The sequence below is a fragment of the Paenibacillus sp. OT2-17 genome (assembly GCF_009827695.1).
Taxonomy (GTDB): Bacteria; Bacillota; Bacilli; order Paenibacillales; family Paenibacillaceae; genus Paenibacillus; species Paenibacillus polymyxa_B.
On record NZ_WUDQ01000225.1, the window covers coordinates 1 to 5659 of the forward strand.

The following is a 5659-nucleotide window of genomic DNA, read 5'->3' on the forward strand; positions in this document are numbered from 1 at the left end:
GCGGCCATGAGGCCGCTACGAAGGATTGAGCAGCCAAGTTGTAGACCTCATCCGGGTCGGACTGACGGACGGCTTCGATCAATGAAGCCAGATCGGTCATATCACCGGAAAGCCAGTGGATGTCATTCTGGATATGCGCTACATTTTCAAAGTTCGGTGTGCTGGTTCGTCTGCGCACCCCGTACACCTCATAATCCTTGGACAGCAGCAACTCAGCCAGATAGGACCCGTCTTGTCCGGTAATCCCTGTGATCAGCGCTTTTTTCATTCCCATTCCCCCACCGTTTTTTTATTGTTCAACCAGATCCAGACCTTGAAATGCCTGATACACAGACTTTAATCCCTCTTCTAGTGAAATACGCGCCGACCAACCCAGCTCGGAAATTCGGGATACATCTACCAACTTACGCGGCGTTCCATCAGGAGCGGAGGTGTTAAAGGTAATTTCTCCCTCATAGTCGACTACATTCTTCACTCGTTCAGCCAGCTCACGAATAGAGATATCCTCACCTACGCCGATATTTACAATTTCATTTCCCTCATAATTGTTCATCAGGAACAGACAGGCTTCAGCCAAATCATCAGAATGAAGAAATTCTCGCCGCGGCGTACCTGAGCCCCATACTTCGACAGTCGGAGATTGATTCAGCTTGGCTTCATGAAACTTGCGGATGAGCGCAGGCAGCACATGAGAGGTCTGGAGATCAAAGTTGTCGCCCGGACCGTATAAATTCGTCGGCATCACAGAAATAAACCGGGTTCCATACTGACGGTTGTAAGACTGACACATTTTAATCCCGGCAATTTTAGCAATTGCATAGGCCTCATTAGTAGGCTCCAGTTCACCTGTAAGCAGATATTCTTCCCGCAACGGCTGCGGAGCAAATTTAGGATAGATACAGGTAGAGCCGAGGAATAACAGTTTGCCTACATTCGCCCGGTATGCCGCATCAATCACATTCGTTTGTATAAGCAGATTGTCACGGATAAAATCAGCCGGATATTCGTTATTCGCCAAAATCCCACCAACCTTGGCCGCTGCCAGAAATACATAATCCACAGGCTCTGTTTCAAAAAAATGATCTACTGCCTCTTTATTGCGTAGATCCAGCTCACGGCTTGTGCGAGTAATAATATGACGGTAACCCGCATCCTGAAGCGCTCGGACAATAGCGGAACCCACCAGTCCGTTATGCCCTGCTACATATATGTTGGAATGAAGATCCATACTTATCCCCTACCTTCTTCGTGAAAATGAAAGACTTTAATACGCATCCTTGGAGCCTAGCAGCACACGAAATGTTTTCAGCATAATGATCATATCTGTGCGGAAACTGCGTCTGGATATGTACTCCAAATCCAGTTCTACCATCTGGTTAAAGCTTAGATGATTACGACCGCTGATCTGCCATAGACCAGTGCAGCCCGGTGTAACCGTCAGACGCAGCTTATCCCTCACTGTGTAATCATGGACTTCTCTTGGCAATGGGGGTCTGGGTCCTACCAGACTCATCTGCCCACGTAGTACATTGAACAGTTGTGGCAGCTCGTCGATGCTCGTTCTGCGAAGAAAGCGACCCACACGGGTAATTCGGGGATCGTCCCGCATTTTGAACATCGCACCCTCAATTTCATTTTCCACCAGCAGTGCAGACAATCTGGCTTCGGCATCAGACACCATAGAACGAAATTTGATCATGCGAAACGGCCGCTCGTTTTTTCCAATACGTACTTGATAAAATATTGCACTTCCTTTTGGGTCCTCCAGCTTAATCAGCAAAATGACAAGCAGAAATACCGGGCATAGCACGATGATTCCAATGAAAGACAATATAATATCCATGCTTCGCTTCACGAACGGGTATACGTTCCATCCTTGCCGCCGTTCAAGCCCATGAGCAACCGAATAAACATCCACTGACGCGCCCAGCACTTCGGCCTCGTTCGAGCGGGAAGAAGACACGTCTCATCACCTCGCTCCTTATTGATAAGTATTATTTATACATTGTTAAAAGAATTTTATATACTATCATTTTCCTCCTTTTTATTCATGTCAGATTGCGTTCCTCCATCCCCCGCTCGGCGCGGGTATTCGAACGCTTCACATTATTAAGTACTACACCCAGAATGCGCGCCTTTACTCTTTCCAAATTCGCTTTTGCTTTCTTGACGATATCCTTTTTGACTTTCCCTGCCTGCACCACCAGAATGACTCCGTCACACATAGCGCTTATAATTAAGCCATCCGGAAAGGACAGCAACGGCGGCGTATCCATTAAGATCACGTCATAATGTTCTTTTAGGTCAACCAGCAGAGCATTCATTCTGCGGGAACTGAGCATCTCGGACGGATTGGGCGGGTTCGGTCCGGCTGTAATTGCATGCAGATGGTCAATCCCGGTTTCCTGAACCACATCCTGCCATGCCTGTTGATTGGCAAGCACCCGTGTCAGCCCCGTGTGATTACGCAAACCAAACATATGGTGCAAAGAGGAACGACGCAGATCCATATCCATAATCAGCACCTTTTTCCCCTCTTGCGCATAGGTTACAGCCAAATTGCTAATCGTGACCGTTCTACCTTCACCCGCCTGAGCGGACGCCACCATCATAACCTCAATCGGCTCGTCTATAGAAGAAAACTGGATGTTAGTACGAAGCATGCGGTACTCCTCCGAAACGGAAGACTGAGCATGTAGGGATGTAACGAGCTGATTATTGATTAATCGCGGCATATTGCCCTTCACCTACCTGTTTAGGAGTTGTAGTGGAGCTGTCGGAGCGTTTATCTTCTTTTTTCATTTTCGTAATCAGGGATAGGGTAGGCAGACCGAGTTCTTTTTCAATATCCTCTTCATTCTTAAATGTATCATCCAGTACCTCCAGCAAAAACGCCAAGCCTATTCCCAACAATAAAGAGGTGGCAAAAGCAATAAATATCTGTATAGCGGGATTACTGTTCACGGGAACTGCTGGATCATTCAGACTGGCTTCGCTTAGGATGGTGACATTGTCCATTTTCATGATAGAGGGGATTTGCCGTTTGAATACTTTGGCTACCGCATTGACGGTTTTCACAGCCTTCGTATACGATAAATCGCGGATTGTTACATCCATGACCTGTGAATCACCTGCGGTGTTCACACTTAATTTTGACGCCAAAGCTGACGGAGTGACCTTAAGGTCGGGGAAGCTGGCGACCACCTGATCCATAATCGCCGAGGAGATCATAATTTGCTTATACGAGTTCGTTAAGGCTATATTCGTTTGAACTACACTGTAATCAACGACACCTGCACGATCCGGTCGTGGCGTCTGGTTGATAATGAGCTTTGCGGTAGCTTCGTAAATCTGCGGGGTAAAATATACATTTTTTATGCCCACTACAGTACATACCAGCAATACGATGCTACCAATCAACCACATTCTTTTACGGATCAAACGGATGTACTCTTTCAACTGCACAAGACCAGTCCTCCCTGATTGACTTGTTTTCGATGCAATAACGCTTGTACTGATCCTCTGCATAACGGGGAAAAGAACGATGCATGACCCTCTAATCTATAGTAAAATGTTGTATAATAGCGCATAGAAGGTCCAGCCAGCGAATAAGCACAAAATGCTCAATCATCGGTGGCCTCTTAGGGTATATAAACGAAGACATAAGTGAAAACTATGAAATAAAGATACGTTATGTAACTTACATAACTAATTTATGATACAAATCGTATCTTGTCAAGCGTAAAATTGCTTTTTTACCTTTCTTAACCTTGCCTTCAGGAGGAAAAACAGATGAATTATGGCACCCGCATCGCTGAATTACGAGAACATAAGGGATTAAAACAAGAGGAACTAGCGCAATCCCTCGGAATTACGCGGGCAGCTCTTTCTCACTATGAAAAAAATAGGCGCAAGCCAGATTTTGAGATCCTGACCAAGCTCGCTGATATTTTCGGGGTAACGATTGACTACTTGGTGGGACGTACGAGCCATCCGGCGGCAATATTGGATTCAGATGTGAGGGAATTTGTGGACCAGCTTGAACTGTCCGACGAGGATATTCTGCGACGTTTCAACCTGACCATTGACGGACGCACCTTGTCTGAGGAAGAAGCCAAACGTTTTATTGCATTTGTCCGAATGGAACGAATGATGGAATAAAGAACGCGGCCGACTGCCTTACGTCTCAATCAAGTAAGACCAGCCGTTGGAATTTACACGCGCTTGTCCTTCCGGTATGTGGTTTCATCAGTGTCGCTTTCTAGCCATTCTGGTATCGTGATACCACATTGGAGCAAGATGTCCCGGATGTCCAAGTGGATGGCAGCTTTGTCTGCTTTCTGTACGTTGTTTCGAAAAAGAGGGTTGTTCACCCCTAATTCTGTCTCCTTGTTCATTCAGCACTAACCTCGCTTTATTATTCTTGGTCACCGGAAAGAGATTTCCCACAAACCATGTATGTATAGTCATGAACAAAACTATTATATATGAATACATACCTGCAATGTTGTCGTCTTATGACGAGAATATAAAAGGATTTTCTTATTTTTTTCTTCATTATACGTAAAGTATTGGCAAATCAGAACGATTTTCCAACAAAAAAGAACCTGTCAGGTCCTATTTTCTCCTGATAGGTTCTTTTTTGTTTTAATTCGAAATGATGTTAGGTATTCGTTATCTAAGGTCCTATATACATTCCGATCTAATATTAAGCGACCTCGGCTGCCTGGGAAACCTGAGTGCCTCCGGTCGCCCGAACTTTGTAGACATAATGGCCTCCGGCTTTTACTGTGCGGTCTGTATACGTGCTTCCCGCTACTTGCGAGGCGATCACCTGATAGGCCCCGTCGGTCCCGTCAGCACGCAGCACATCATAGGAAGATACGCCTTCTGCCTGAAGCCAATTAATCTTTACTGCCCCATCCTGAACAGAGGCAGCCTTCACCCCTGTTGGAGCTGAAGCTGCGGTTTGATCTGTACTTTTTAATTCCAAAATATATTGTACCGCTTCGCCAGGACCCAGCTTTTCTTCAAAATCAAGAGCAGGAGAAGCCTTGAGCCCTGATATGGAACGTTGTGCCTGACTGTAAGTAGAACCTGCTCCAAAACGTTCACCCATGTACAAACCGGCTTTCGGCATCGTTACCCGTACACGAACTGTCTGCGTGGTAGCTTCGAAATTCACTAGATTCACCAGCAATTTGTCTGAAGTAGCGCCGCTACCTGCCAGCGGTTTAAGCTTGGACGTATCCACCGCACGAACATACACCATCTTATCCTTGGTATCCTCTGGATTCAGCACTGTATAAGTCAGAGGTTTTCCATGGGTGGCATAGGCTAAGCTCAAGCGTCTCATGATCTTAACGCGGGTGTCCTGTCCTTGCCCGAACGGATAAATTTCTGTGTTGGCCGGGTTATGACTTTGCAGATCGAAGCCTGTTTTAAACAGCGTATAATCTTTATAAAAAGCAGCGTGCTGGATAAACATATCGGCAAACCCAATTTGCGAACGCATAATCCGGTCGAATGCAGCTGCTTGTGGCTGACTAGCCCCGTAATCTGGATTGTCTCGATGCGTATCATTGGTACCGAACTCTGTGTTCAGCATCTTTTTCGCCAGTCCATTGCTCGAACCGCCGAAGGTTTTCAAATTTTGGAC

The 5659-nt window shown here is 46.1% G+C and carries 7 protein-coding genes and 1 pseudogene; 1 reads left to right on the forward strand and 7 read right to left on the reverse strand.

Features of this window, described 5'->3' with window-relative positions:
* From GRP75_RS18020 to GRP75_RS18040, 5 genes are all read right to left on the reverse strand, one after another.
* Positions 1-268 (reverse strand): GDP-mannose 4,6-dehydratase (locus GRP75_RS18020; protein ID WP_160789965.1); only part of this gene is annotated, 268 nt, incomplete at its 3' end.
* 21 nt (positions 269-289) lie between these two features.
* A complete protein-coding gene (gene fcl / locus GRP75_RS18025) occupies positions 290-1228 on the reverse strand; it encodes a GDP-L-fucose synthase (protein ID WP_023987435.1) in 939 nt (312 codons plus the stop codon).
* A gap of 36 nt (positions 1229-1264) precedes the next feature.
* A complete protein-coding gene (locus GRP75_RS18030; RefSeq protein ID WP_023987434.1) occupies positions 1265-1963 on the reverse strand; it encodes a sugar transferase in 699 nt (232 codons plus the stop codon).
* A gap of 85 nt (positions 1964-2048) precedes the next feature.
* The gene (locus GRP75_RS18035) at positions 2049-2735 is read right to left on the reverse strand and encodes a CpsD/CapB family tyrosine-protein kinase (RefSeq protein ID WP_023987433.1); all 687 of its coding nucleotides are present in this window, start codon (positions 2733-2735) and stop codon (positions 2049-2051) included.
* Positions 2716-3465, reverse strand: a complete 750-nt coding sequence (locus tag GRP75_RS18040; RefSeq protein ID WP_160789966.1) for a Wzz/FepE/Etk N-terminal domain-containing protein — start codon at positions 3463-3465, stop codon at positions 2716-2718. The genes GRP75_RS18035 and GRP75_RS18040 overlap by 20 nt, the downstream gene beginning before the upstream one ends.
* Before the next feature lie 327 nt (positions 3466-3792).
* Here GRP75_RS18040 and GRP75_RS18045 point away from each other — a divergent pair, with 327 nt between their 5' ends.
* Positions 3793-4161, forward strand: coding sequence for a helix-turn-helix domain-containing protein (locus tag GRP75_RS18045; RefSeq protein ID WP_023987431.1), 369 nt, complete (start codon positions 3793-3795; stop codon positions 4159-4161).
* A 53-nt stretch (positions 4162-4214) separates the two neighbouring features.
* Here the strand turns inward: GRP75_RS18045 and GRP75_RS18050 are convergent, their stop codons facing one another.
* Positions 4215-4397, reverse strand: a complete 183-nt coding sequence (locus tag GRP75_RS18050; RefSeq protein WP_160789967.1) for a hypothetical protein — start codon at positions 4395-4397, stop codon at positions 4215-4217.
* A 311-nt stretch (positions 4398-4708) separates the two neighbouring features.
* Positions 4709-5659 (reverse strand): annotated as a pseudogene (locus tag GRP75_RS18055) (hypothetical protein); the annotation flags it as partial.

What these genes read in the sequence shown, in the direction of transcription:
- fcl (WP_023987435.1), bottom strand. Translation starts at nt 1,228, where the DNA reads ATGGATCTTCATTCCAACATATATGTAGCAGGGCATAACGGACTGGTG.
- GRP75_RS18035 (WP_023987433.1), bottom strand. Translation starts at nt 2,735, where the DNA reads ATGCCGCGATTAATCAATAATCAGCTCGTTACATCCCTACATGCTCAG.
- GRP75_RS18045 (WP_023987431.1), top strand. Translation starts at nt 3,793, where the DNA reads ATGAATTATGGCACCCGCATCGCTGAATTACGAGAACATAAGGGATTA.
- GRP75_RS18050 (WP_160789967.1), bottom strand. Translation starts at nt 4,397, where the DNA reads ATGAACAAGGAGACAGAATTAGGGGTGAACAACCCTCTTTTTCGAAAC.